Raw genomic sequence first — 26,977 nt, 5'->3', positions numbered from 1 at the left:
GAGACCCCCATGTCCGGTTCAGAAATTCAGAAAACACGTATCATCAACGAGCTACGTGGCTTTATTCGTAAGCTGCTGCAAGATCCAAAGATCCTTGAGCAATCACTGGCGATTGCCAGAGAACAGCTGACCGAAGGCAATAGCCCTGCGGTGATGGCGCGGATTGCCAACGAAATTTCCGATACCACCAGCGTGCATATACCGGAAGACCCGGCTGAACACTCTGAGGCTGATAAGCTCTTTTTAGAACTGCTGCGTGAAGTCGTTCAAGAAGAGCAAGCGCTTTATTAATCGTTGCTAGGACGTAACGGTATCGGCGAAGCGTTTAGCGGCTTCGCCGTCTTTTTTACTATCGCCTGACCGGCACCCTTATTCACTCGGAATTAACCTTCACCATGTCTACTACCGCCACGCGCAACATTTTGGTGACTAGCGCGCTCCCTTACGCCAACGGAGCCATTCACCTCGGTCACTTACTTGAGTATATCCAGACTGATATCTGGGTACGTTTCCAGAAAAGCCGTGGCCAGCAGTGCTACTACGTATGTGCCGATGACGCCCATGGCACCGCCATTATGCTGCGTGCCGAGCAGGAAGGTATTACCTCTGAAGCCCTGATTGAGCGGGTTTCCAACGATCACCAAACAGACTTTGCCCGCTTTGGCGTTGGGTTCGACAATTACCACTCGACCCACTCCGCTGAAAACCGCCACTTCAGCGAAATGATTTATAAGCGCTTACGGGATAAAGGCCATATTGCCACCCGTGATATCGAGCAGATGTTTGACCCCCAGAAAGGCCTGTTTCTGGCTGACCGTTTTATTAAAGGCACCTGCCCTAGATGTGGCGCTGAAGACCAGTATGGCGATAACTGCGAAAAGTGCGGCGCTACCTATACTCCCGCCGACTTGATCAACCCCGTTTCAGCCATTTCAGGCGCAACGCCCGAAGTACGTACATCGACCCACTACTTCTTTAAACTGCCTGACTTTGCCGACTTCCTGCAGGGCTGGATTGACGACGGCCATGTGCAGCCGCAAATCCGCAATAAGCTGATGGAGTGGTTTGAGTCTGGCTTTAACGAGTGGGATATTTCCCGGGATGCGCCCTACTTCGGCTTCGAAATTCCCGATGCCCCGGGCAAATACTTTTATGTCTGGCTGGATGCGCCAATTGGCTATTTGGCCAGCTTCAAGAACTTGTGTGACCGCGAAGGTATCGACTTCGACAGCTACTGGAACAAAGGCTCTGATGCCGAGGTATATCACTTTATCGGCAAAGATATCGTCTACTTCCACGCGCTCTTCTGGCCCGCCATGCTGCATGGCGCGGATCTGCGCACCCCCACCGCCGTCAACTGCCACGGTTTCCTGACGGTAGACGGCGCCAAGATGTCGAAATCCCGCGGCACCTTTATTAAAGCCGCCACCTACGCCGATCATCTCAACCCGGAATACTTGCGCTACTACTTTGCCGCCAAGCTTACTTCCAAAGTTGATGACCTGGATCTGAATTTGGACGATTTTGCCGCGCGGGTAAATTCAGATTTAGTCGGCAAGGTGGTCAACATTGCCAGCCGCTGCGCCGGTTTTGTTAAAAAGCTCGGCAGTGGCAGCCTCTCAAGCCACTGCGCTGAGCCACAGATGGTCGCCCGCTTTATTGCCGCCGGTGATGATATTGCCGAAGACTTTGAAGCCCGGGAATTTAGCCGGGCAATGCGCAAAATTATGGAACTGGCGGATGAAGCCAACACCTACATTGCTGATAAAGAACCCTGGGCGCTGGCCAAGCAGGATGGCCGTGACACAGAGGTGCTTGAGATATGCTCGGTAGGCATTAATCTGTTCCGCCAGTTGATGGTTTATTTGGCTCCTGTGGTACCCGCCATGGCTGAAGAGGCCCGTGTTTTTCTTAACGTTGAGTCGCTGGACTGGCACACTCGACAGAGTGTGCTCACCGAGCACACAATCAACAAATTCAAGCCGCTGATGACCCGCGTTGAACGTGACAAAATCGATGCCATGATTGAAGCGTCGAAGGAAGATCTCGTGGAAGAGCAAAAATTGAAAGAAGCACCCAAAGGCCCGCTGGTGGAAGAGCCTATCGCCGAGGAAATCGACTTTGCCGCCTTTGCTAAAGTCGACCTGCGCATTGCGCGTATTGCCAAAGCCGAATACGTAGAAGGCGCCGACAAACTGCTGCAATTGACCCTCGACCTGGGTGGCGAAACCCGCAACGTCTTCTCCGGCATTCGCTCCGCCTACGCCCCGGAAGCCCTGGAAGGCCGCTTAACGGTCCTGGTCGCCAACCTGGCTCCGCGCAAAATGCGCTTCGGCGTATCGGAAGGCATGGTGCTGGCCTCTGCTAACGAAGATGGCATCTACCTGCTCTCTCCCGATGCAGGTGCCGAGCCGGGTCAGCGGGTAACCTAACCCGTCGCATAAGCGGTAAGCAGGTTAAAGGGCAGAGACTCAAAAGCGCTCTGCCCTTTGCATTTTTATTACAGCGGCAATTTTATTCAAACTTCCTCCTGCATAGGTTTTTCACACATCAAACTTCCTTGCCTCCCACTAGCCAGCGCCGCCTTTTCTTCGCACAATACGCTGCCATGAGTGAGTTATTTATCATTTTGATCAGCACTGCCCTGGTCAACAATTTCGTACTGGTTCAGTTCTTGGGCCTATGCCCGTTTATGGGCGTCTCCAATAAACTGGAGTCGGCCATGGGCATGTCCCTGGCCACTACCTTTGTGCTGACCCTGGCATCGGCCGCTAGCTTCGTGGTTTATCACGGCCTGCTTGTGCCGCTGGATGTAACCTACCTGCGTACCATTAGTTTTATCGTGGTGATCGCCGCCGTGGTGCAGTTTACCGAAATCATGGTGCGCCAACTGAGTCCGCTGCTGCACCAGGTGCTGGGCATTTTCCTGCCGCTGATCACCACCAACTGCGCGGTATTGGGTGTAGCCCTGCTGTCGTTAAACCGTGAATTAAGCTTTTTCCACACCACCCTTTATGGATTGGGCGCAGCACTGGGCTTCTCGCTTATTTTGGTGCTGTTTGCCGCGATGCGCGAACGTTTAGCGGGGGCGGATATTCCCAAACCCTTCCAAGGCGCCGCGATTGCTATGGTCACCGCCAGCCTTATGTCGTTAGCATTTTTAGGGTTTTCAGGGTTGGTGCAGGGATGAAGGCAGCGCGCAATGAATAGCACCATTGATATCATTGGAATCCTCAGCGCCGTCGCGGTATTAACCGGCTTGGGTATCGGTTTTGGCGCCCTGCTGGGCTTGGTGAGCGAGCGCTTTAAGCGCGAAGATAACCCGCTAGTTGAGCAAATTGATGCGCTACTGCCGCAAACCCAGTGCGGCCAGTGCGGCTACCCAGGCTGCCGCCCTTACGCTGAAGCCATTAACCAGGGTGATGCGCTGAATAAATGCCCTCCGGGTGGCGAAGCGACGATTCACGCCCTTGCCGATCTTCTCGGGCGCGACCCCGAGCCCCTGGATGGCGAAGCGCAAAGCGAAGCCAAGGTGGCATTTATTCGCGAAGCGGAGTGCATTGGCTGCACCAAGTGCATCCAGGCCTGCCCGGTCGATGCGATTATCGGCGCGGCTAAATTAATGCATACCGTGATTGAAGACGAGTGCACCGGCTGCGATCTCTGCCTTGACCCCTGCCCCGTGGACTGTATCGATATGCTGCCACGCTCAGCCCCGCTCACCCAGTGGCAGCCGGTAGTGGCGCACTCATCAAACATGATTGCCAGCGACCGCCAACCCGCTTCAGGGGTGTCTTGATGTCGAACGCCTTTGACTTCCCGGGAGGGATTTACCCCCCCGAACGCAAACAGCGTTCAAACCAATCCGCGCTGATTGAAGCGCCACTGCCCCGCCGGGTCACTCTCCCCCTTCAGCAGCACAGCGGTCAGCCAGCGAAGCCCTGTGTGGCGCAAGGAAATGCGGTAAAAGTGGGCAGCGTGATTGCCAAACGTGAAGGTATGGTCTCTAGTGCCCTGCACGCCAGCATTAGCGGTACGGTGAGCGAGGTTAGCACTACCCAAATCAGCATTGAGGGTGACGGGCAAGATGAGTGGCTTAGACTGCCACCATTGGTGTGGCAAAATGTCGAACCCCACGCGCTGCTTGAGCGTTTAAACGAGAGCGGCATCGTCGGCTTAGGTGGCGCCGGGTTTCCCACCCATATTAAAGCGCGGGTGGTCGAACAACATACGATTCACACCCTGGTGATTAACGCCGCCGAGTGCGAGCCCTATATCACCGCCGATGATCTTACCCTGCGCCACTACGCTAACGAGGTGCTTGAAGGCGCACAGATAATCGCCAAACTGTGTGGCGCGCAGCATATCGTTATTGGCATCGAGGATAACAAACCCGAGGCCATTGACGCGCTGAAGCAAGCCCTAACCAATAGTCAGCCAGTCCCCGTCGAGCTGGCCGTGATCGCCACCCGCTACCCCAGCGGCGGCGAACGACAACTGATTAAAAAACTGCTAGACCTCAACGTACCCAGTGGCGGGCTGCCTGCTGATGTTGGCGTGCTGTGCCACAACCCAGGCACGCTACTGGCGATACTACACGCAGTGCGCGATGGTCAGCCGCTGGTTTCCAGGGTGGTCACGCTGACTGGAGAGGCCATCACCCAGCCCGGCAATCGCTGGGTGCGTCTGGGCACATCGGTTAGAGAGCTGCTGGAGCAGGCAGGGTTAAATACCCCAGAGTTACACCAAGTGATTCAAGGTGGCCCCATGATGGGCACGCCACTGCTAACGCTCGATACGCCGGTCACCAAGCTTACCAACTGTTTAATCGCGGCAACGCTTGAAGAGTTACCGCCGCCCCCAGCAGAATCGCCCTGCATTCGCTGCGGTGAGTGCGAAAGCGTTTGCCCGGTAGCACTGCTGCCGCAACAGCTGCACTGGTACGCCCGCGCTCAGGATGATGCCAAGCTTGAGCGCTACCACCTATTTGATTGCATTGAGTGCGGTGCCTGCAGCTACGTCTGCCCCAGCCATATTCCGCTCGTGGTGGATTACCGGGAAGCTAAAAGCCGGTTACGCCTGCAGCGAATTGAGACAGCAAAAGCGGAGCACGCCAAGCACCGTTTTGAGTTTCGCCAAGCGCGGCTTGCTCGGGAGGAGGCTGAGAAACAGGCACGCAAGCAAGCCCGCCAGGCGCAACAGCGGCGCCCTTCTAACACTGCCGCAACCAACAGCGAAAAGGTCGACTTACGCGGTCTGCGCATCGCCCATGCCGCCGCCAAAGCATCGGTCAAAAAGGCTGAAAAAACCCTGGCGCGCGTCGCTCAGGAAGATCCTAAACAATCCCTGGATGACTTAGAAATGCAGCTTGCCACCGCCCAGGAGAACTTGAAAGCAGCCGAGTTGCAGCTTGCCCAGGCGCGCGAACAGCAGTCTAACGAGGAGTCGCCATGAGCATGATGCACGCCTCAGGCGTTAAAGATGCCATGACGGCAACCGCGGTGCCACCAACGGCAAGCTTAATGCGCTGGGTAATTGCAGCAACCCTGCCAGGCATCGCCACCATGAGCTACTTCTTTGGCCTTGGAGTTATCAGCAATGTACTGTTAGCCGCCGCTTTTGGTATTGCGCTTGAAGCCGCCGTGCTACGGCTACGCAAGCGCCCCATTCGTGTGACGCTGAATGACTCAAGTGCCCTGCTTACCGGCGTTTTGCTGGGCACGTCACTGCCACCCGCTAGCCCCTGGTGGCTTGTCGGCGTGGGTATGATCGCGGCAATTGTAGTCGCCAAGCAGCTATACGGCGGCTTGGGGCATAACCCGTTTAACCCCGCCATGGTGGGCTATGCGCTGCTATTGGTGTCGTTTCCTACCTACATGACGCTATGGGCACCGCCCCAGGAAATGCTACCTAATGATTTATGGGCGCAAATCACCGGAACTCTACCGACCGCCCAACTAGATAGTTTGAGCGGCGCAACACCGCTAGATGCTTTTAAGCACAAAGGGGACGCCGTGCTTGCCAGCGAGTTTTGGGCGGCTAACCCACTGCCGAATGGAACCCTAACTGCCTGGCGATGGGTAGCACTTGCTTGGCTAGTAGGTGGTGTGGTGTTGTTAGCGAAGCGGATTATTAGTTGGCATATTCCGATCGCGATGCTTGGCAGCCTAGTACTACTGGACACGCTGTTTTATCTCAGCGACCCCAGCCACTTTGCTTCACCGCTGTTTCACCTGCTCACCGGGGCAACGCTATTCGGGGCGTTCTTTATTGCCACCGACCCGGTCTCCGCTGCCACCAGCCAACGCGGCAAACTTATTTATGGCGCGGGGATCGGCGCGCTGGTTATCATTATTCGCACCTTTGGCGGCTACCCCGATGCTGTGGCGTTTGCGGTCTTACTGATGAACCTGTGCGTACCATTACTGGATATATATAGCGTGCCGCGGCCCACTGGCCAGCAAAAAGCTTCACCGGGTAAGCCAGGAGAACAGCCATGACGCTGCTCCAGGCCATGCGGCGTGGCGCCTTCGCGCTGGGCACCTTTGCACTGATTACCGCCGGCAGTGTCGCGCTTACCCGCGCGCTAACCGCCGAACGTATAGAGACACATCAGTTGGCTTACCAACACCGCCAGTTGCAGGAAGTACTGCCCCAAGCGCTGGCGAATACCCCCGTCACCCAGGTACTGGAGAGCACCTTTACCCTTCCCAACCCACAAGCGCTAGGGCTGGCGAGTGATAGCCAAGGCTGGTGGGTAAGTGGCAGCGAGAACAATAACCCGAGCCGAAACGGAAGCAGCGCAGTGATCTTGCCGGTGGTAACCCGCCAGGGATATAACGGCAAAATCCACCTACTGATTGGCATTGATGAGCACCAGCGTATCAGCGGCGTGCGCGTTACCCAGCACCAGGAAACGCCTGGGCTAGGCGATGACATTGAGCGCAGCCGCAGCGACTGGATCACCCGGTTTAATGGTTTAAGGTTAGATAGCTTGCCACCAGAAGGCTGGGCGGTAGCTAAAGATGGCGGTCACTTTGATGCGTTCACCGGTGCAACGATTACGCCCCGAGCCGTGGTCAACGCTGTCCATAAAGCGCTTCAGTACGCCGCCGATACACCGCTACCGATGTCATTTGAGGAGCCCACCTTATGAGCCAGTGGCGCGAACTAGCCCAAAGCGGCCTTTGGTCGAATAACCCCGCGCTGGTGCAACTGCTGGGACTTTGCCCGCTGCTAGCCGTGAGTGGAAATGTCGTCAATGCGCTGGGGCTGGCGCTGGCTACGCTACTGGTAATGGTAGGCGCCAGCACGGCGATTTCGCTGATTCGTCACCAGGTGCCCAGCGCGGTGCGCTTGCCCGCTTTCGTAATGGTGATTGCAGCTTTTGTTACCTGCGCTGAACTGCTCATGGCCGCCTACGCCTACCCGCTCTATCAGGTATTGGGGATTTTTATTCCGCTGATCGTGACCAACTGCGCCATTCTTGGCCGAGCCGATGCATTTGCTTCCCGCCAGCCGGTGCTTCCAGCGGCCATCGATGGCTTTATGATGGGGTTGGGTTTTGCTGCGGTACTGGTGTTACTTGGCGCTCTGCGCGAGTTGCTGGGCCAAGGCACGCTGTTTAGCGATATGGCGCTACTGTTTGGGCCGCAAGCGGCCAGTTGGCAGCTGACGATTGCCGACGACTACCAGTTCCTGTTTTTCGTGCTGCCGCCCGGCGCGTTCTTTGTGGCGGGCCTGTTAATCGCGCTGAAAAACGTTATCGATCAACGCAATGCTGCCCGTGCCAAGCCAGTCGCGGCAGCACCCCGAACTGAGCGCCGCGTACGGGTTACCGGCACGATTAAATAGTTGGCAAGATGCCGAAAGTACACATGTAAGCAACTGCTTGTATTTATAACGCGTATTTATTAAGAGACCCGCCATGAATGCCCAAAAGCGTCATGAAATCTTTGCTCGCCTTCAGGCAGAGAACCCGCACCCCACCACCGAGCTTAACTGGAACACGCCCTTTGAGCTGCTGGCTGCCGTACTGCTTTCTGCTCAAGCCACCGATGTAGGCGTCAATAAAGCCACGGCGCGGCTCTACCCGGTCGCTAACACGCCCCAAGCGATCATTGATTTAGGTATCGATGAGCTTAAAGCGCATATCAAAACCATCGGCTTGTACAACACCAAAGCCGAAAACCTCATGAAGACCTGCCACATCCTCGTTAATCAGCACGCCGGCGAAGTGCCCGACACCCGCCAAGCGCTGGAGGCCTTGCCCGGCGTAGGCCGTAAAACGGCCAATGTAATTCTCAACACGGCATTTGGTCAGCCCACAATGGCGGTAGATACGCATATTTTCCGGGTATCCAATCGCACCGGCATCGCTAAAGGCAAAGATGTCGTTGAGGTAGAGCAGAAACTGCTGCGCCATGTGCCAAAAGGGTTTCTGCACGATGCTCACCACTGGCTAATTCTGCACGGCCGCTACACCTGTATCGCGCGCAAACCCCGCTGTGGTAGCTGCATTATCGAGGATCTGTGCGACTACAAAGACAAAACCGAACTTGCTTAACGGCTAGCAGCCTGTCGGGCTTGACCGATCGTCGCGAGAAGAACGGATTTTGAGCCAAATTTATCGATCGATTGAGGCGAATAGCGCGCTATTTAACGAAATCGATCGAATAAAGTTGGCCAAAATACCGGGATTCGCAGTAGATCAGTGTTAAGTCCGACAGGCTGCTAGGCCATCAAGTCGAACTCATCAGCAACTGGCGGTAAGCCTCACGCCAAGCGGGCCACTCCCAAGCGGTAGTATCAAGTAGTTCAGGGCGAGTCGCTGGATCGTTAAGCCAAGCACTGAGCCGGTCGTAAAGCCCTTCCCGGGTACCGTCATAGCGATAGGCAGGCGGATAAAGCGCCGGGAAGCAGAGCCGATCCGGCACCAGCGGCAACGCCCCGCGCTGGGCCGCCTCCATGATCGCCAACCCCTGAAATTCATGCCAAGTGGTCGAAACCACAATATCCGCGCTATCCAACAACTCACGGTAGGCCTCCTCCGGCTGTGGCCCCCAAGCCACAATATGCTTGGCTAAGCGCTGCTCGGCCTCGGCAAAAATAGCGGGGACTTGGCGGAAACGCTGACCAAGCACCGCCAGTTCAAACGCTACACCGGCTTCGCTTAACGCAAACAACACGGTGAAGAAGTCGTCGGGATTTTTGTCATACTCCCAGCGGTGATTCCAAATAATTCGCTGTGGCACCATTTTTTGAAAAGCCGTTTGCTGGCAAGGTGCTAAGTTTTTAGATGCTAAGTTTTCAAGCTCTACGTTTTCAGGTGCTAAGTTTTCAGGGGCTGTGCTATCAGGAATGGGCACCGGCAATACCATAGCCCGCTCGCGTATCGCTTCTAATGGCTTAGCTGCCGGAAGGTTTTCCGGCATTTTTTTCAAAAAAGCTCGCGCGCCATCAATAAAGGAGTCACGGTTATAGGCGCTGTTAAACACCACGCTATCCGCCGCCAGCGCCGTATAGAGATTGACCATTTTGGCCTCTACTTGTGGCATTTGATCGCTCGACTCAGGATAGGCGAACTGGTTTTCATGAAAGTAGACAACCTTTTTTGCTCGACCCAGATGCGGGAACAGCCCTACCAGCGTTGCCAGATCAACCATCGAAGTGGCTAGCACTACATCAAACGACTGGCTGAGAGTATCGTGCTCTTTGAGCATCCAGCTCAGCGGATTGCCACGAATACGCCAAGCAAAATGTCGTGGCGGCAGGCTCAACTGCGTCCACGACACCTCCTCAAGCTGCGCCATTAAACTTTGTGCCCAGTAGCGATGGCTCACCGCCTCGTAGGCAGATAACAGGAGAACGCGCATTTACAGCCCTAACAGCCAGATCAGTGGAACGCCATAACATGTTAAGCAATGGCACAGAGGTGTGCAGTGTAACAAAGCGCGCTTACTAGGCTTTGTACGAAAACTGCCTGCGCTCGACAATACTGCGTTAAAAATCGCCTCGAAATGCTCATTTACACCCCGTAAACTCCGCTTTCTCGTTGATTTTTGCCTTGTCTAGTCTTCGCTCGCCGACTTTTCGTGCAAACCCTATCTCTTTTGCAATAGCTCCCTGAACTTGCACGCATTCGGCCAAGGTCGTCTTGGCTGACCTGTTAGATCTATCTAGACTGCATTCATACGGCTTTAAAACAAATAAACGTTAAAACAAATAAAAGCAGGAGAGCTCCATGGCTAAAGTGCTCGTCGTCGATGACGAACCCAACATTGTTTTATCGCTAGAATTCCTGATGGAGCAAGCGGGGTTTGAGGTCGTCACTGCCGAAGATGGTGAACAGGCCCTGGCAAGAGTGAATGATAGCCAGCCTGATCTACTGCTACTTGATATTAGCCTGCCCGGGATTAGCGGTTTTGACGTTTTAGAGCGGCTGCGTAGCGAAGCGGCTACTGCCCAGCTTCCCATTATTATGTTGACCGCTCACGGGCGTGACGTTGAGCGGGAAAAAGGCATGGCGCTGGGCGCCGATGATTACATCACCAAGCCCTTCTCTACTCAGTCGCTGGTCGAAAAAGTCAAAGCGCTACTGATTGAGGAGCAGCCATGACCCGAGGCGGGCTGCCCAAGCGTCAGCGCCTGATTGGCCTCTGGTTGCTACTTAGCGGCATCAGCCTGCTGGGTGGAGCCATTTTCGCCGCTTGGCTGGATGCCAAGCTTGCTCCCACAGGCGTAACGCGCATCGCTCTCTGGCTAGGCAGTTTCTCCGGTGGCGCGACGATTTTTTTAGTCGGTTTGCTGCTTGAGCGCATGCTGTTTACCCCGCTGCGCCATTTACAGGTGCAGCTGGCACGCCTGGTCGCCAACCCGGACGCCCGAGACGAGCACCCACCCGAAGGTTGGCTAAAAGGGCTGGGGCCCGACCTACGTCGAGTACGCGAAAGTTGGCGATCAGATCGCAGTCGCCTTGCCACCGCTCACGCTGACGGCGCCCGCAGCGCTGCACGTATTCGTCAGGAGCTGGAAACGCTGCTGCAAGTGCTCGAAACACCGCTGCTACTGTGTGATCACCACCGCCGGCTCATGCTGTTCAATCAGGCAGCCGAGGACTTTTTTGAGGGTAATACCGGGTTAGGGCTGGGTAAACGCCTGGAGGCGCTGCTGCCAGTAGTAAGCTTACAGCAAATGCTCGGTCAACTGCCTAATGACGGCTCCCCGCGCGAGTTACTCGCTCCCTGTGATGACCGCTGGCTCAAAGTCATTTTACGCCGCGTACCGGGTAGCGATGGCGAAACACTGCTGACTTTTAGTGACGCCACCGCCTCTTGGTCGAGCGAAATGGGCGTTAGAGCGGAACTGGCGGCCATGCTGACCCCGCTTCGCCAGCATACCGCCAGCCTGACCAGCGCTGCTGATGCGCTGATACAGCTGCGCGATCAAAATGACGCCAGTACATCCTCTTTACGCCAGCGTTTTGAGCGGGTAATCCACGAGGAAGGCGTTACGCTTGGCGACAACGTGGCTAAAATCGGCCAGCTACTCGACGACATGCAACACCAGGGCGAGCGCTTGACGCCCATGTGGTCAAACGATTTCTGGCAAGCGTTGGATGAGCGTCTTGATCCGGAGCACCGCCTAATCACCCCGGTGGGCATGCCAGCCTGGTTTAAAGGCGATGCTCCGGCACTCATTGCGCTGTTCGACTCTTTAGTCAAACACCTCAATACCCATCTGCCTGACAGTGGCTTTGAGGGTGAGATGTGCCTGGGCAATAAGCGCGTCTATCTCGACCTTATTTGGCGTGGCAAAGCAATCCCTGAACACGAACTGGCGGAGTGGCGCCAGCAGCCGCTAAACTCCCTGCCATTGACGCCAAGCGTCGCGGATGTGCTGCGCCAACACGCCAGCGACATCTGGAGCCTTGCCGACGATGACGGCGTTCATTCACGCCTGCGACTCCCCCTGCCCGCCATGGAGCGCGTCGGCGCCCCACGCGAAACCGCCCCGCCGCGCCCTGAATTCCATGACTTTGGCATTGCCGACCTGCCTCCACCAGATGAAGCGCTGGCCAGCCGAACACTGCGCAGCCTGGAAATAGTCGCCTTTGATACGGAAACCACCGGGCTTGAGCTACGCCGAGGCGACACCGTCATCAGTCTTGGCGCCTGCCGCGTGGTCAACGCCCGTTTATTGGCAAGCGAGGTCTTCGATCAAAAAGTTGATCCGCAGCGGCCGATCCCGCCGGCTAGCACCGCGATTCACGGCCTTACCGATGCCGATGTGATCGGTGCGCCACCGCTGGATATTGTGCTTACCCGCTTTCGTGATTATGTCGGCGAAGCCGTCTTGCTGGCCCATAATGCCGCCTTTGATCTGCTTGCCATTAGCCACAAAGGGGTCGTTTTTGATATCCCTGTGATCGATACCCTACTGATTTCACGGGCACTGGACGAAGCACTCGCTGGGCATGATCTGGATAGCCTTGCCCAGCGCTATGATCTGGCTTTTCCGCCGGGCACCCGCCACACTGCATTAGGCGATGCTCGTGTTACCGCCGAGCTATGGCTAGCTTTGCTGCCACGCCTAGAAGCCCGCGGCGTCGATACCCTCGAGCAGTTGTTAGCGCTGCAAGCCAACGCCTTCGACCGACAGGATGCCAGTGCCTAATGAAACCGTTCGGTGTTAAATCACGCCAAACAGAGCGCCTAATGGCTCTGGTGGCGATTGCCCTGCTACTGTTCTGCCCGCCGCTGATTATCGTGGTGGATCGCCTTCCCGCGTTTAGCGTGGGCTGGCTACCGCTCTATCTATTTATCGCCTGGGCTGGGGTGATCGGCTTAACCGCCTGGCTGATGGAACAGCGTGCAGGCCGCTAACCATGCGTAGTGAGGCGATTATCCTCGGCACCGCTTTTGGCTACTTGGCGCTGCTGTTTGTGGTCGCCGCCTGGGGCGACCGGCGGGCAGAGCAGGGTCGTTCCATCATTGGCTCGCCAACGGTATATGCCCTTTCTATTGCTGTTTACTGCACGGCCTGGACGTTCTACGGCAGCGTAGGGCGCGCCACTGAGTATGGACCCAGTTTTATGCTCATCTATCTGGGGCCGACGCTGGCGATGCTGTTGGCCCCTTTTGTTATACGCAAGATGGTGCGCATCGCCGCGCGGCAGCGAATCACTTCCATTGCCGACTTTATCAGCGCCCGCTATGGCAAAAGCACCAGTTTAGGCGCGCTGGTGGCACTGATGGCGCTCATTAGCATCACCCCCTATATTGCCCTGCAGTTAAAAGCCATCACTGTTAGCCATGCGGTACTGATCAATTATCCCCACGCGGCCGACACTACGTTGGTGGATGAACACTTCTGGATGGATAAGTCCCTCTGGGTCGCCCTGGTGTTGGCGGTGTTTATTATTCTGTTTGGCACACGCCACCTGGATGCCAGCGAGCGCCATGAAGGCATGGTGGCAGCGATCGCCGTGGAATCTATCGTTAAGCTGGTAGCCTTTATGGCCGTTGGCGTGTTCGTAGTGTTTGTGATGTTTGAAGGCCCCGCCGCGCTGTTTGCCCAGGTAGCGGCCACGCCGGCCCTTGTCGATAGCATGCGGTTGAATAGTGTTCCTGGTGGGGTCACCGGCTGGGTGGGCATGCTGGTGCTGGCCTTTTTGGCCTTCTTAACTCTGCCTCGCCAATTCCAGGTATTGGTGGTGGAGAATGTCGATGAGCAGCACTTAGCCAGAGCAAGCTGGCTATTCCCCCTCTACATGCTGCTGATTAATCTGTTCGTTATTCCCATTGCGCTGGCTGGCCTGCTGTTAGGCGTAAGCGCAGGTGATCCAGACAGCTTCGTACTCACGCTGCCGCTCTCAGCTGGTTTAGAAGGGCTGCCGCTACTGGTCTTTATTGGTGGTCTGTCTGCGGCGACAGGCATGGTGATTGTGGAGACAATCGCGCTTTCCACTATGGTTAGCAATCAGTTGGTGATGCCACTGCTGCTGCGCTCACGGCGCCTGCACCTGAGTACCAAAGGGGAGCTTGCCGGTTGGCTGTTGGGTATTCGCCGCATCGCTATCGTGCTGATTCTACTGCTCGGATATCTCTATCATGCTCTGATTGGTGACTCCTATAGCCTTGTCACTATTGGCTTGGTCTCCTTCGCTGGGGCCGCGCAGTTTGCTCCAGCGCTTTTGATTGGACTCTATTGGCGTGGCGCTACTCGCCAAGGCGCCACCGTTGGTTTAATCGCCGGGTTCTTAATCTGGTGCTATACCCTGCTGCTACCCGGGTTTGCTCAATCCGGTTGGTTGGATACAGCACTGCTCACCGAGGGGCCATGGGGCATCGGTTGGCTAGTGCCCTACAGCTTATTCGGGCTCGAAAATTGGGATATTTATACCCATTCGCTGCTCTGGAGCATGTTGGCCAACGTGGGGCTATTGGTGGGGGTATCGCTGTTTACCCGCCCTACGCCCCTTGAGCAAACTCAGGCGGCACTGTTCACCGAAGCGATGCACCCCAATTTGCAAACCACCTCACTATCTTCGTCACTATGGCGCGGGCAAACTACCCAGGGTGCACTCAAAGAACTACTCGTTCGCTATCTTGGCACCCCGACCACCCGCCGTGTATTTAGCCATAGCGGAGCCAAAAGCGCTTATGCAGCGGACGAGCCCGCCACCGCGGAGCTGATTACTCGCGCCGAACAGGCACTGGCGGGGGCGTTGGGTAGCTCCTCAGCGCGAGTATTGATCAACTCGGTGGTACGCGGCGAAGCACTGGATATTGAGTCGATTCTGAGCATTCTGGACACGACCTCACAAACTCTGGAGTACAACCGCCGTTTGGAGCAGAAGTCTCAGGAGCTGGTGCAAATTGGCGAAGAACTGCGTAGTGCCAATGAGCGCCTGCGTGAGCTGGATCGCTTGAAAGATGAGTTTGTCGCCATGGTCAGCCACGAGCTACGCACGCCGCTCACCTCGATTCGCGCCTTTGCCGAAATATTGCGCGATAGCAGCCAACTGCCTGATGAAAAACGTCAGCATTTTCTTGGCGTGATCGTCCACGAGAGCCAGCGCCTGTCACGTTTAATTGAAGAAATTCTGGATCTTGCCCGTCTGGAGAGCGGCCGTTTAACGCTTAACCCCGTTCCTCTTGATCTTGCCGCCCTGACTCGGCATAGCATTGATGCTATTGCGCATCTGCATGAGGAGCGCGGCATAGTGCTAGACGTTAGCTTAGAAGCTGATCCTGCGATGGTGGTTGGCGATCATGACCGTTTAGAACAGGTGATTATTAACCTGCTTGATAACGCGGGTAAGTTTGCCGATCGGGAGCAGCCAAAAGTGCGCCTCACGCTTTATCGTCATCGGCGTCATTTCCGTCTGAGTGTAGAGGATAACGGTGCGGGTATTAGCGAAGATGAGCGTGAGCGGGTATTTGAAAAATTCCATCAAATTCAGCAAGGCGATGATATTCCCCGTGGTCGGCCAAGGGGCAGTGGCTTAGGGCTACCGATTAGCCGGGGCATTATCGCCCACCTGGGGGGACGGCTTTGGGTCGAAGATGCTAAAACCTTAGGCGGTGCCTGCTTAACGCTAGAACTCCCCGCTGCGCCTCCAACATAAAGCGTTGATTCCTTATTGGTGACAACGGCTAGCCTTGCTCACTAAAACTAAGTTATTCTTTACTCCAGAGTTCTACTTTCGCCTAAAGAAGCATGTCGTGGATGAGCCGATGAAAAATGAGTGTCACCTTCCTCAAAAAGCGAACACAAATGAGTACACTATTGCGATCCAGCCAATAGTGGATGCTCAGCTACGTCATGTCGCCGATGAACTTCTTTATCGGGCTAATGAAACGAATCAGACTGCTAACGTTTTTGATAATGTCCAAGCCACCGCCAGAGCATGTGCTATTGCTGTCTATGAAATTGGCCTGGATAAACTTTGCGGCACACGCCAGCTGTTTATTAATGCTTCTGCAGACTGGCTCACCAATCCAGACCTGACTGGGCTACCTAGTCAACAAATAGTCATTGAGGTTCTCGAGGATACTTCGCCTACTAAAGAAGTTATTGATGCCTTGCACTACATTAAAAGCCAAGGGTATAAATTAGCGTTAGATGATTTTATCCTAGATGAACATAACCATGCATTTCTGCCCTTCTGCGACATCGTCAAATTTGACATATCCAACGACTTACCTAAAAAACTAATAAAAAAGCTACACAAAGAAGGGATTACGCTTCTGGCTGAACGAGTTGAGACACAGGAAGAGTTCAAGCAGTGTAAAGCGCTAGGTTTTACTCTTTTCCAGGGCTATTTTTATGAGCGCCCCAAAACCCAACTAACTCAAACAGCTCGTCTCTCAACGTCACGCGCCAATCAAATGCAGCTACTTTCCGCACTGTATAGTGACAATGTGCGTCTCTCTGAAATCAGTACGTTAGTGGCTAGGGATCCTTACTTACTGAGCGCAATATTCAAGCGCGCAAACTCCGCGGAGAAGGGCTCACGTCGTCCCACGACGAAACTGATTGATTGTTTACATATTATAGGGCTGAGGGAGCTACGTACCCTGGTTACCATTGTTATGCTCGCTAACAACAGCCCTGTGAGCAAACTTAACCTTATCAAAGGGTTAACCCGGGCATTTGCATGTGAAATGATGGCCGACCAACGTAGACTCGATGAACAGGAAAGCTTTATCGCGGGTTTATTCTCGCTAATGCCTACCATCCTGGGGATTAGTGCCGAACTCATGAAGAATGAAATCAGGCTTGGGCGCTTTATTGAAGATGCTATCAATCAGCGTATAGGCTCATTAGGTAAGTTACTTAATGATGTGGAGGCCGCAGAGAGTCAATTTTCTCCTCTAGATTTTCCATCCGACGTCATGCTCCAAGCGGCTTCTAAAGCGCGCTCGCTTGTTTATACCGACGCTAGCTGATTTATTTTATACGCTGCTTTGAGCGCTAGCACTCAAACGTTTAATCTGCTGTAGATCAAACTTCAGCAGTAATCGCTCGTCTTCGCGCAGGCGCCGCAGGTCAACCCAGCCATCTGCAGCCTGACCGCGAGCTTTGTTATACCGCTGCTGATCCAATAGGCGCTGCTGCAGTCGCTCAAAAGCGGCTACAAGCAACGCCGATTCAGCCGACGTTAGCGCATCCGTTGCATGGCTTAGCGCGATCAATCGCTCGCGTGTGGGTATATCGCGCAGCCCGTACCGCAAGCAGAGTAAGCGTGCAGCGCTAATCAACGGCAACAAGCCTTGATGCTTAAGATTAAGGGCTTGTTCGTGAGGGGCATCCAGGCCCGGGCTTGAGGCAAGCCGCCCAAAGCGATCCAGCGCCACCGGCAACTCATCCAGTAGCGCCGCCATTTCATCCATAAACAGTGGCGCTTTGGGAAGTGTCGAAGCGATGCTCTCACCCAACTGCTTAGCAAGCGCCGGATTACCAGCGATCGGGGCAAAATCGAGTAAGATATTAGTCTGTTGTACGCGCTTTACCCGGCGATCAGCGCTCCAAATGTCTAGCTGCGCGTGCCACTCACTCAGCCGTTTGCGCCACATCGGCCATCGCGCCATGACATGGCCATTGCAGAGCGGAATACCGGCCTCATCCAGGCGCTGGGTAAACCGCTCACCCAGCGCTTGAAAGTAGCCGTCGATCTCTACGTGGCGATGGTCAGGATAATCGTCAATAATCAGCGCATTATCCTGGTCGGGGCCTAGCAGGCTCTCAAAACGCGCCGCGGAACCTAGTAGCAGTATGCAGTAGTCGACTGGCGGAGCGCCCCACCCCTGCGCCTGCATTTCGTCCAGGGATTGCGCAATAGCCTGACGATAAAGTAAAGCATTGTGGTCGCTGATGATTTGGCTAATACGCCAGGCGGGTAAATCATAATGCACCAACGTTTCGACCAGCGGCAGTTGCCACGCATAGACATCAGCTAATGAGGTTTGCGGCAAGGGGAATGTAGAGAAGAGTTTCGAGAAGAGATGATCTAACGGCGCATTAAGCGCCGAGGCATTAAGCGTTCCATCCTCATGGAACAGAGAGCGCCAGGGTGAGGCTTGGTGTACTAAACGCATACGCCTCTCCTTTACTAGAATGATATGATGGCGTTGTTGCTACTCGCCCTCGCCTGCCCTGCGCGGGTCTGGCTCGAACATCGCTTCACCTACTTCATCAATATAGCGTTGCGCTTTGGTGATCATCATGGCATCACAGGCCTCTCGCCCTGGGAGCATATCGGAACGCTCAAAGCGGTGCTCAAGAGTTTCACCACTGGCGTCGGCCTTGCGAATCCAGCCACTGACGCGGTACTGACCGCTCTGATTGTCTGGCTGAGAGACAATCTCGTAACCTTTGTATTCCACCGGCTCAGCAGCTTTGGTGGTAGCACCTGGCTCAGCCTGACGATCACTACCGAAGAGACCGGAAAATAATTTCTTAAGCATAATGGCTCCTTTGCTTGCAGGGCGGCAAGGAGATGGCCACCCTGCAAGATATAAGCTGCTTTTATCAGCGCTTAATTAGCTCTGCTTACGACCCTTGCCTGCGGCAATGCGCAAACGCAGCGCGTTTAGCTTAATAAAGCCTTCGGCATCTTTCTGATTGTAAGCGCCAGCATCATCTTCAAAGGTAGCGATTGATTCATCAAACAGCGACTCATCGGACTTGCGGCCCACTACGGTAGCGCTGCCTTTGTAGAGCTTCATACGCACGACACCCGCTACATTCTTTTGGGTCTCGTCAATGGCCGCCTGCAGCATGCGACGCTCAGGGCTCCACCAGTAACCGTTGTAGATCACTTCTGCGTACTTCGGCATCAACTGATCTTTTAGGTGGGCTTCTTCGCGGTCTAGGGTGAGCGACTCAATGGCACGGTGAGCACGCAACATAATAGTGCCCCCTGGCGTTTCATAACAGCCACGAGATTTCATGCCCACGTAGCGGTTTTCAACAATATCCAAACGGCCAATACCGTTGTCGCCACCCAGTTTGTTGAGCTTTTCGAGCACTTCATGGGCTTTCAACGGCTCGCCGTCGATGGCCACGATATCGCCCTTTTCAAACGTCAGCTCAACATAGGTGGGCTGGTCGGGCGCGGCTTCAGGAGAGACACTCCAGCGCCACATATCGTCTTCAGCTTCGGCCCAGGGATCTTCCAAAATGCCGCCCTCATAGGAGATGTGCAGCAGGTTGGCATCCATTGAGTAGGGCGATTTTTTCTTTTTATTAGAAAAATCGACCGGAATTTTATGCTCTTCGCAATACGCCATTAGCTTTTCGCGGGAAGTTAAATCCCACTCCCGCCAAGGGGCGATCACTTTTACGCCGGGCTTCAGGGCATAGCCGCCAAGTTCGAAACGCACCTGGTCGTTGCCTTTACCCGTAGCACCATGGGAAATAGCGTCAGCCCCCGTTTCATTGGCAATTTCGATCAACCGCTTGGCAATCAGCGGACGAGCGATAGAGGTACCCAGCAGGTACTCGCCCTCATAGATAGTATTGGCGCGGAACATCGGGTAGACGTAGTCACGCACGAACTCTTCACGCAAGTCTTCGATGTAAATCTCTTTCACGCCAAGCGCTTGCGCTTTAGTTCGCGCCGGTTCGACTTCTTCGCCCTGACCGATGTCGGCAGTAAAGGTCACTACCTCGCAGTTGTAGGTTTCTTGCAACCACTTAACGATAACGGATGTGTCCAGGCCGCCTGAATATGCCAGCACAACCTTTTTGACATCGGACATTCTTTGCTCCTCGTTGACCATAAGATATTCATTAGTAAAAACTACACTTGCCACTAGCGCCTGGCGAATGTGATAGCTCGTATTTGATAGCTCGTTGGAGTAAACCGTTGAGACTGACGTTGAGTATAGCGTTCTCAATGCCCAGCGAATACCGTCAACGACGCCTGGGGGCTAAAGCTGCTAGAATCTCCCCATTCAAAGCGGTGGTTTGCCGCTGATGTTGACTGATGACTCGCTTTACTATTACTCGCTTTAAACCAAGGAGAGCTGCATGAGCGAGGCTATTGCCCGCGAATTAATGGCCCAACGTTTTCGCAGTTACCTGCCTGTGGTCGTTGATTTAGAAACCGGGGGATTTAATGCCCAAGGCGACGCTGTACTCGAGATAGCCGCCGTCACGCTGACCATGGATCCGGAGGGCAACCTGCTTCCTGATGCCACCTATGCCTACCACATTCAGCCCTTTGAAGGGGCGAATGTAGAGCAGTCTGCGCTCGATTTTACCGGTATCAACCTGGACGACCCCCTGCGTCGCCAGGTGGCGCTGAGCGAGTCTGAAGCGCTGGGCGAAATTTTCCGCCCGATTCGTAAATCGATCAAAGCCCACGACTGCACGCGCGCTATTTTAGTCGGCCATAATGCGGCGTTCGACCAGGGCTTCTTGAATGCGGCGGTCAATCGCTGCGGCATTAAGCGCAATCCTTTTCACCCGTTCTCAAGCTTTGATACCGCCACCCTTGCAGGCCTGGTCTATGGTCAAACGGTGCTTGCCCGGGCCTGTCGTGCCGCGGGCATTGAGTTTGACAACAAAGCCGCTCACTCCGCTCGTTATGACACCGAGCGCACTGCCGAACTGTTTTGCGCGATGGTTAATCGCTATAAAGACCTGGGTGGCTGGCAGCTTGCCCAGCGCGAGCAAGAGATGGACGGTGCGGATTAACACCTCGCCGTCAACAGCGTAGCCGCTAATGCAGAGAGCCAGGCTTTACGCTAAACTTCGCCCCATTACAGCAATCTGGTTTAGAACCGACAATGCCGGGTAGCGGGTATTTGGCGGTGATAAATATATCGATTAAAACTATCCGTTTTTAGGAGATGAGACGTTTCCATGGCCCAGCATAATGCCTTTTACGCCCAATCAGGTGGCGTCACCGCCGTGATCAACGCCAGCGCCTGCGGCGTTATCGAAGCCTGCCGTCAAGCCCCCGATCAAATAGGCAAGGTTTACGCCGGTCATAACGGCATTATCGGTGCCTTAACGGAAGACCTTATCGACGTTACCCAGGAGAGTGATGAGGCCATTGCCGCACTGCGCCATACGCCGGGCGGCGCTTTTGGCTCCTGCCGCTATAAGCTCAAAGACATCGACACCCACCGTGCCCAGTACGAGCGCTTGATCGAAGTCTTCAAAGCCCACGATATTCGCTACTTTTTCTATAACGGCGGCGGCGATAGCGCCGACACCTGCTTAAAGGTCTCTCAACTTTCCGAGAAGCTGGGCTATCCGCTGACCGCTATCCACGTGCCTAAAACCGTCGATAACGACTTGCCGATTACCGATAACAGCCCGGGCTTTGGCAGCGTAGCCAAGTATATTGCCACCTCAACGCTGGAGGCATCGCTGGATATCGCCTCCATGTGCGCTACCTCCACCAAGGTATTTGTGCTCGAAGTGATGGGCCGCCACGCGGGCTGGATTGCCGCCGCAGGTGGTTTAGCAGGCGAAGCCGAAGGCGAGCCGCCGCATATGATTATCTTCCCGGAAATCCCCTTTAACCGTAAAGCGGCCATGGCACGGGTTGAAGAGAGCGTTAAACAGTATGGCTACTGCGTTATTGTGGTCTCTGAAGGCGCTCGCTACGAAGATGGCACTTTCCTGGCCGATGCAGGTAACACCGATGCGTTCGGCCACCGCCAGCTTGGCGGCGTGGCACCAACACTTGCCGGTATGATCAAGCAGGATTTGGGCTACAAGTATCACTGGGCAGTGGCCGACTATCTGCAGCGCGCGGCGCGTCACCTGGCGTCTAAAACCGACGTTGAACAAGCCTATGCGGTGGGTCGCGAAGCGGTAACCTTGGCGCTGGCGGGTAAAAACGCCATGATGCCCGCCATTCGCCGCATCTCTCAGGCGCCCTACCAGTGGGATGTGATCTCTGCCCCGCTCTCCCAGGTGGCCAACCAAGAGAAGTTTATGCCCCGGGACTTTATCAGCGAAAACGGTTTTGCCATTACCCAGACCTGCCGGGACTATCTCTCACCGCTGATTCAGGGCGAGGACTTCCCACCGTTCGAGAATGGCCTACCCAAAGTCGCCAAACTGAAACTGGCCAAAGCAGAACGCAAGTTGCCCATTTTTACGCTGTAAACGGATCACCGGTCATTGCGAACTGAGATTGCTTCGTCGCTTCACTCCTCGCAATGACCTACCCTTATGTCATTGCGAACGCAGTGAAGCAATCTCGGGGTTGGCTGCCACAATACACTTAGATTCCCGCGTCGCTTCGCTCCTCGCAATGACATAATCTTATTTATCCACCTTTACTACTTGGAGTTAGCGTAGCAACCAGGAAAGCACTAACAGCAATAACAGAATTCCCGCCACACCCTGCCAGAAACGCCGCGGCTCCTGGCGGCTCTCTTCCCGATTGGGCAGCCGCCCGAGCGGCACCCTAAGCGCATGCAAAAACTCAGACATACGCCTAAACCGCAACGCCCTTTGTGGATCCAAGGCGCGGCGTAGTGCATCGTCTAATTCCTGGGAGATTTCAGGATTGGTTGTTCGCGCACTACGATAGGTCAACTCTTCGAGGTCGGTATGGCTGCGCAGCCTGTTGGGTGTCAGTGTGTAAGGTAACGCGCCGGTCAAAAGCCAGTAAGTAGTGGAGGCTAGCGAGTACTGATCACTACGCCGACCGATGCTGTCGCCCAAGGCATACTCAGGTGCGCTGTGTTCGTTAAAGCCAATCTGCCTGAGCAACTCACCTGAGTGGCGATGCCCTTCCCCATCACGCATATGGCAGGCACTAAAATCGGTGAGCACGAGCTTGCCATGTGGGTCGATCAAAATATTATCGGGATTGATCTGCTGATGAATAATGTCCCGATGATGCAGCGCTTGCACCGCTTTACCCAACTGATTGGCAATGTCCAGGCGCTGGGTCAAGCTGGCTTGAGGATGGCGCTCTGCCCACTGTCGCAGCGTCTCGCCTTCAATATGCTGCATCAGATAATAGAGGTAGCGTCGTGGCCGAGATGGCTCCATCACCTTAACCACAAAGGGCGAGTTAACCCGCTCCACTACCCACTGCTGGAGCAGAAAGTGCTCAAGATAGGCATTGCGCAACGAGAGCTCGGGGCTGGGCGCTTTCATGACCATTTCCCGTTCGCTATGCACATCACGGACACGGTACACCCGCGACTGCGCCGTTCGCGATAGCACGGCGAGAACCTCCAGGCCATCTAAACGCTCACCCGGCGCCAGCTCAGGGGGAATGGGTAGATCACCGTAGAGCTGCCCCGGGTGCTCGGCGACCTCATCGGGTAATTCATCGATACGTACCAGCTGAAAGCAGAACTGATCACCGCCATAGCCACGCTCCTGGGCGCGCTGCTTCGCCTCATCAGCTAGCCGCTCGCAGGCGGCATCCAGATCACTGGCATCCTGGCGAATCAAGCGCACATAGTCGGAAGGTAGCAGCGTGCCGCGCACGCCCTGGGTAGTAAACAGGAACAGATCGCCCTGCTTAAGCGCAATGTGGGTGTAATCGATATCGACACTGCCATCCAGACCCAGTGCCCGTGAAGGGTAACGATAGCCGCCTAAATCAGTCACATGGTCGCGGCTTAGCTGTTCAAACTCGGCACCCCGTAAGCGAAAGACCAGCGTATCCCCCATATGGAACAGGTGGGCTTCACGGCCACGAAACACCATCGCCGACATGGATGAAACAAAACTCCCCTCTTTCACATGCTGGCTTTGGCTGTAGCACCAGCTATTAAGCGCGCGCAGTACGCGGGTGGCAGAGGTTTTTACGTCCCAGTGATCAGGGGTGGAGAAGTAATCGGCCAGGAAGCCGCGCACGCTGATATCACCGGCCTGTTTGGCCATGGTATTGCGTGAAATGGAGTCGCTGATCACCGCACAGCCGCCTTTGGCGCGAAGCAGCGGCGCTTCAGGAAAGCGAACTGACATTGAGCTGCGATGCAGGCGCCGATCGGGCGCGACAAACGCTTGACCATAACTAATGAGCAACTGGGCGTGCGACAAGTCATCCTCCTAGGCTGCCGACTCGATCGAGGGACATCACTGCCAACCAACACTATTGATAAACTCTGGCTATGATACACGCAGCGGAACAGAAACGATGCCCACCAAACGTCTCTATCGTATTCGTCCAAATAGCAGGACATATGAATGATCACCCACGAGCAACCTATGTCGCATTGGTAATCGTGCAGTCATGTTCGTATAATTCTCCGCCATAAACGACTCTGACACGTTTGCCTAACCACGGCACGACTCTAGCCACAGCACTACCAAGGAATCAACGATGAACTTCGATAATATCCCTGCTGGAAAGGATCTCCCCAACGACGTTTACGTGGTGATCGAAATTCCAGCCAACCACGACCCGATCAAATATGAAATTGATAAGGACATGGGCGCGCTACTCGTTGACCGCTTTATGGCCACTCCCATGTTCTACCCCGCCAATTACGGCTTTATCCCGCATACCCTCGCCGACGATGGCGATGCGCTGGACGCCTTGGTGGTTACCCCGCACCCGGTTCAACCTGGCAGCATTATTCGCGCGCGCCCGGTAGGCATTCTGAACATGACCGACGAAGCCGGTGAAGATGCCAAGTTGATCTGCGTACCCCATGCCAAGCTAAGCTCGCTCTACGACGATGTCCACGAAGTTACCGACCTGCCTGAGCTACTGCGCCAGCAAATTGCTCACTTCTTTGAGAACTACAAAGATCTCGAGAAAGGCAAATGGGTAAAGGTTGAGTCATGGGAAGGTGCTGACGCTGCGCGTAAGGCGATTGAAAAGTCCGTAACCGCCTATCAAAAAGCGTAAAAATCTCCTTGCGGTGTATTTCTCCGCCGCCAATGGGATAAGAGGCCGCCTTCTGGGCGGTCTTTTTATATGCGCAGGATTAACGCATTATTAACGGCCGCGTCACGTCACCGCAGCGTATACGCCAGGGACTTAAGGTTGCGGTATGCTGTTCGCCTTTCATTGCGATGCCATTGATTAAGGACGCACCGTGTTATCTCTTAAACGCCTGAGCCTGTTTACATTATTGATTTTCTTTCTTGGCTTGCTACCGCTAAGTGCAAACGCCCAATGGTTTTCATCGTCTAGCAACCAAGATGAATTTTTGCCGGTTATGGAAGCCTTTCAGCCGACTGCTTGGCATGATGGCGATACGCTCTATATCGGCATGGATATCGCAGATGAGTACTACCTATATCGCCACCAGTTCGCGGTAGTCAGCCAAACTGAGGATGTCAGTCTCGGCGACCCCATTATCCCCCAAGGCATCTTTACCAACGATGAGTTTATGGGCGATGTGTATGTGTTCCGCGATCAGGTAGTGTTTGAAGTACCGCTGGAAGCACCCTACTCAGGCCCGCTCAATATTGCCCTGACCTTTCAAGGCTGCGCAGATGCCGGGCTCTGCTACCCTCCAGAGCAAACAACCCTAGAGGCCAGCGAAACCCAACCCCCCAGCCAGTTTGCCGATTGGCAAGCCGATAGTACGGCATCCAGTCCAGCAGCCAACACTTCAGCCGCTAACACCTCTGAACAGAATGGTTTCGCCGCCCCCAAAAGCGAAGATAGCCGCTTTAGCGCTTTGATTAGCGATGCTAGCCTACCACTGGCACTGGGGCTGTTTTTTATTGCCGGCCTGGGGCTTACCTTTACCCCCTGCGTGCTGCCGATGATTCCAATCTTGTCATCGATCGTGGTTGGCCAGAACCCCACACGCCCCCGCGCCTTTGCCCTTTCGTTAAGCTATGTGCTCGGCATGGCGCTGACCTATGCCCTGGTCGGGGTGTTAATGGGGTTGTTTGGCGCCGGGCTTAATCTTCAGGCGCGACTGCAGTCAGCACCGGTATTGATCATCTTTGCAGTACTCTTCACGCTCTTTGCCCTGGCCATGTTTGGGGCATTTAACCTCAATCTGTCGCCTCGTTTAGCCAACCGTGTTGACGCTTGGCAGGCACGCGCTCAGCGCAGTGGCCCGGCCGGCCTAGCGCTGGCTGGCGCCCTCTCGGTATTGGTGGTATCGCCCTGTGTAACGGCGCCTTTGGCCGGCGCGCTGGTGTTTATCTCTTCAACAGGGGATGCCGCGATGGGCGGCGCGGTGCTGTTTGCGCTGGGCATGGGCATGGGCGTGCCACTGCTTTTGGTCGGTACCTTTGGCGCCACGCTGCTGCCCCGTTCCGGCGCCTGGATGAACGGCGTAAAAATTGCCTTTGGCCTTTTACTGTTGGGCGTAGCGATTTGGATGGTCGAGCGTTTAGTGTCCGCGCCTATTGCGCTGCTGCTATGGGCAGCCCTTGCGATCGGCACGGCACTGGCACTTGGGGCGCTGAATTTCAATCAGCCGCAGGGGTGGCCGCGGGCACGCCAAACGCTGGGGCTTATGCTGCTAGCTTGGGGGATAGTGTTGGTGATTGGCGCCGCTCAGGGGGGTAGTAACCCCTTGCGCCCCCTTGCGGCAACCTCCAGCATTTCCGGCGAACCTCAGGCAGAAGCACTCGACTTCATCGAGGTCAACAGCTTAACTGAGCTTGAAGCGGCTATTGCACAAGCTGAAGACGCCAACCAGCCCGTCTTTGTCCACTTTACCGCCGACTGGTGTATTTCGTGCAAGCTGCTGGAGCGGGATGTTTACCCCGACCCGCAGGTCGTCGCAGCGCTTAATGATTACACCTTGATCGCCGCCGACGTCACCCGCACGGACTCTCAAAGTCGTGAGTTGCTCAACCAATATAATCTTTTCGGCCCACCCAGCCTGCTCTTTTTCAGCCAGGGTGAGGAGATTCGCGATGCACGCATTCAAGGCGAAGTGACCGCCGATCAGTTGCGCGAACATCTGGAGTCAGTTAGCCAGTGGCTAGCAAATAGCTAAGCTCAAACCCTATGCTGGCTACTCATTGAGGCACTAAAGCCGCTTTCTGACGCGAACAT

Annotated in this window: 23 protein-coding genes; 18 read left to right on the top strand and 5 right to left on the bottom strand. The window is 55.0% G+C overall.

The window, feature by feature from the left end; genetic code table 11:
• Positions 1-9: 9 nt before the first annotated feature.
• The 9 genes from ACW17M_RS05370 to nth all read left to right on the top strand — a co-directional run bounded on the left by ACW17M_RS05370 (position 10) and on the right by nth (position 8,566).
• Positions 10-291: a hypothetical protein gene (locus ACW17M_RS05370; protein WP_022523639.1), complete on the top strand. Its 282-nt coding sequence runs from the start codon at positions 10-12 to the stop codon at positions 289-291.
• Between the two features lie 104 nt (positions 292-395).
• Positions 396-2,432 carry a methionine--tRNA ligase gene (gene metG / locus ACW17M_RS05365; protein ID WP_457547013.1) on the top strand — a complete coding sequence of 679 codons (2,037 nt, stop codon included), beginning with the start codon at positions 396-398 and terminating at the stop codon, positions 2,430-2,432.
• A 176-nt stretch (positions 2,433-2,608) separates the two neighbouring features.
• On the top strand, positions 2,609-3,190 hold the full coding sequence (gene rsxA, locus ACW17M_RS05360) for an electron transport complex subunit RsxA (protein WP_007114112.1): 582 nt from the start codon (positions 2,609-2,611) through the stop codon (positions 3,188-3,190).
• A 12-nt stretch (positions 3,191-3,202) separates the two neighbouring features.
• On the top strand, positions 3,203-3,799 hold the full coding sequence (rsxB, locus tag ACW17M_RS05355; RefSeq protein WP_027959293.1) for an electron transport complex subunit RsxB: 597 nt from the start codon (positions 3,203-3,205) through the stop codon (positions 3,797-3,799).
• The gene (gene rsxC / locus ACW17M_RS05350) at positions 3,799-5,454 is read left to right on the top strand and encodes an electron transport complex subunit RsxC (protein ID WP_230805053.1); all 1,656 of its coding nucleotides are present in this window, start codon (positions 3,799-3,801) and stop codon (positions 5,452-5,454) included. Before rsxB ends, rsxC begins: the two co-directional genes overlap by 1 nt.
• Positions 5,451-6,500: an RnfABCDGE type electron transport complex subunit D gene (locus ACW17M_RS05345; protein WP_009286581.1), complete on the top strand. Its 1,050-nt coding sequence runs from the start codon at positions 5,451-5,453 to the stop codon at positions 6,498-6,500. The genes rsxC and ACW17M_RS05345 overlap by 4 nt, the downstream gene beginning before the upstream one ends.
• Positions 6,497-7,156 (top strand): electron transport complex subunit RsxG, encoded by a 660-nt coding sequence (rsxG, locus tag ACW17M_RS05340; protein ID WP_009286580.1) that lies wholly within the window; start codon positions 6,497-6,499, stop codon positions 7,154-7,156. Before ACW17M_RS05345 ends, rsxG begins: the two co-directional genes overlap by 4 nt.
• The gene (locus ACW17M_RS05335; RefSeq protein ID WP_009286579.1) at positions 7,153-7,854 is read left to right on the top strand and encodes an electron transport complex subunit E; all 702 of its coding nucleotides are present in this window, start codon (positions 7,153-7,155) and stop codon (positions 7,852-7,854) included. Before rsxG ends, ACW17M_RS05335 begins: the two co-directional genes overlap by 4 nt.
• Before the next feature lie 73 nt (positions 7,855-7,927).
• Complete coding sequence (gene nth, locus ACW17M_RS05330) at positions 7,928-8,566, top strand: endonuclease III (RefSeq protein WP_457547012.1); 639 nt, start codon at positions 7,928-7,930, stop codon at positions 8,564-8,566.
• Between the two features lie 175 nt (positions 8,567-8,741).
• Here nth and ACW17M_RS05325 read toward each other — a convergent pair whose 3' ends face one another.
• Positions 8,742-9,875 (bottom strand): tRNA-queuosine alpha-mannosyltransferase domain-containing protein, encoded by a 1,134-nt coding sequence (locus tag ACW17M_RS05325; RefSeq protein ID WP_027959291.1) that lies wholly within the window; start codon positions 9,873-9,875, stop codon positions 8,742-8,744.
• A 368-nt stretch (positions 9,876-10,243) separates the two neighbouring features.
• Between ACW17M_RS05325 and ACW17M_RS05320 the strand changes: the two genes are divergently transcribed.
• The 5 genes from ACW17M_RS05320 (at position 10,244) to ACW17M_RS05300 (ending at position 16,955) form a co-directional block, all read left to right on the top strand.
• Positions 10,244-10,618 (top strand): response regulator transcription factor, encoded by a 375-nt coding sequence (locus ACW17M_RS05320; protein ID WP_022523646.1) that lies wholly within the window; start codon positions 10,244-10,246, stop codon positions 10,616-10,618.
• A complete protein-coding gene (locus ACW17M_RS05315; protein WP_039858347.1) occupies positions 10,615-12,675 on the top strand; it encodes a 3'-5' exonuclease in 2,061 nt (686 codons plus the stop codon). Before ACW17M_RS05320 ends, ACW17M_RS05315 begins: the two co-directional genes overlap by 4 nt.
• Positions 12,675-12,884, top strand: a complete 210-nt coding sequence (locus ACW17M_RS05310; protein WP_022523648.1) for a hypothetical protein — start codon at positions 12,675-12,677, stop codon at positions 12,882-12,884. The genes ACW17M_RS05315 and ACW17M_RS05310 overlap by 1 nt, the downstream gene beginning before the upstream one ends.
• Positions 12,885-12,886: 2 nt before the next feature.
• A complete protein-coding gene (locus ACW17M_RS05305) occupies positions 12,887-15,631 on the top strand; it encodes an ATP-binding protein (RefSeq protein WP_009286577.1) in 2,745 nt (914 codons plus the stop codon).
• A 97-nt stretch (positions 15,632-15,728) separates the two neighbouring features.
• On the top strand, positions 15,729-16,955 hold the full coding sequence (locus ACW17M_RS05300) for an EAL and HDOD domain-containing protein (RefSeq protein WP_230805060.1): 1,227 nt from the start codon (positions 15,729-15,731) through the stop codon (positions 16,953-16,955).
• Between the two features lie 6 nt (positions 16,956-16,961).
• Here ACW17M_RS05300 and ACW17M_RS05295 read toward each other — a convergent pair whose 3' ends face one another.
• From ACW17M_RS05295 to ACW17M_RS05285, 3 genes are all read right to left on the bottom strand, one after another.
• Positions 16,962-18,104 carry a DUF294 nucleotidyltransferase-like domain-containing protein gene (locus tag ACW17M_RS05295; RefSeq protein WP_027959287.1) on the bottom strand — a complete coding sequence of 381 codons (1,143 nt, stop codon included), beginning with the start codon at positions 18,102-18,104 and terminating at the stop codon, positions 16,962-16,964.
• A 39-nt stretch (positions 18,105-18,143) separates the two neighbouring features.
• Positions 18,144-18,473 carry an HlyU family transcriptional regulator gene (locus tag ACW17M_RS05290; RefSeq protein WP_022523652.1) on the bottom strand — a complete coding sequence of 110 codons (330 nt, stop codon included), beginning with the start codon at positions 18,471-18,473 and terminating at the stop codon, positions 18,144-18,146.
• Positions 18,474-18,548: 75 nt separating this feature from the next.
• Positions 18,549-19,769 carry an argininosuccinate synthase gene (locus ACW17M_RS05285; protein WP_027959286.1) on the bottom strand — a complete coding sequence of 407 codons (1,221 nt, stop codon included), beginning with the start codon at positions 19,767-19,769 and terminating at the stop codon, positions 18,549-18,551.
• A gap of 271 nt (positions 19,770-20,040) precedes the next feature.
• Between ACW17M_RS05285 and rnt the strand changes: the two genes are divergently transcribed.
• Positions 20,041-20,709 carry a ribonuclease T gene (rnt, locus tag ACW17M_RS05280; RefSeq protein WP_009286574.1) on the top strand — a complete coding sequence of 223 codons (669 nt, stop codon included), beginning with the start codon at positions 20,041-20,043 and terminating at the stop codon, positions 20,707-20,709.
• A gap of 168 nt (positions 20,710-20,877) precedes the next feature.
• Positions 20,878-22,137, top strand: coding sequence for a 6-phosphofructokinase (locus ACW17M_RS05275; protein ID WP_009286573.1), 1,260 nt, complete (start codon positions 20,878-20,880; stop codon positions 22,135-22,137).
• 186 nt (positions 22,138-22,323) lie between these two features.
• Here ACW17M_RS05275 and ACW17M_RS05270 read toward each other — a convergent pair whose 3' ends face one another.
• Positions 22,324-24,039 (bottom strand): bifunctional protein-serine/threonine kinase/phosphatase, encoded by a 1,716-nt coding sequence (locus tag ACW17M_RS05270; protein ID WP_009286572.1) that lies wholly within the window; start codon positions 24,037-24,039, stop codon positions 22,324-22,326.
• 283 nt (positions 24,040-24,322) lie between these two features.
• Between ACW17M_RS05270 and ppa the strand changes: the two genes are divergently transcribed.
• Positions 24,323-24,853 (top strand): inorganic diphosphatase, encoded by a 531-nt coding sequence (gene ppa, locus ACW17M_RS05265; RefSeq protein ID WP_022523655.1) that lies wholly within the window; start codon positions 24,323-24,325, stop codon positions 24,851-24,853.
• Positions 24,854-25,043: 190 nt separating this feature from the next.
• A complete protein-coding gene (dsbD, locus tag ACW17M_RS05260) occupies positions 25,044-26,918 on the top strand; it encodes a protein-disulfide reductase DsbD (RefSeq protein ID WP_443603939.1) in 1,875 nt (624 codons plus the stop codon).
• Positions 26,919-26,977 lie beyond the last annotated feature (59 nt).

It is taken from the genome of Vreelandella sp. 2A-K22, assembly GCF_054065485.1.
This window is presented reverse-complemented; position numbering and strand designations above follow the sequence as displayed.